1 pseudogene is annotated in these 403 nt (G+C 65.0%); it reads left to right on the plus strand.

Annotated features, from left to right (window positions below):
- Positions 1 to 180 precede the first annotated feature (180 nt).
- A pseudogene (locus K9U41_RS23560) lies at positions 181 to 403 on the plus strand (transporter); the annotation flags it as partial.

The following is a 403-nucleotide window of genomic DNA, read 5'->3' on the forward strand; positions in this document are numbered from 1 at the left end:
GCTCATCGTGGCCCTGCCGATGGCGCTACAGTGCGGTGCGATCTTCCTGCTCTCCTCCGCGGGCGAGTACCGCTATTTGCTGCCCTTTTTCGTGCTGCCGCTGGTGCTGCTTCCCGCCCTGGCGCTGCGGCACGAAGCGCCAGCGCCCTGAATAGTTTTCCTGTTGCATCCCTTCGCCCCATGTCGCTGCTACTCACATCCCTCACGCTCCTGTGCGTGTTCGGCATCTCCGTCGGACAGCTGCTGTTCAAGAAGGCGGCCATGCAGCTGCCGCCGCAGCCCGTGCTCACCGACTGGCTGTTCAACGGCTGGCTCATCGTCGCGCTGGCGCTGTACGGCATCACCACGCTGCTGTGGATCTGGGTGCTGCGCAGCGCGCCGCTGCACCTGGCCTATCCCTTCA

Source organism: Xanthobacter autotrophicus (assembly GCF_029991245.1).
Lineage (GTDB): Bacteria > Pseudomonadota > Alphaproteobacteria > Rhizobiales > Xanthobacteraceae > Xanthobacter > Xanthobacter autotrophicus_C.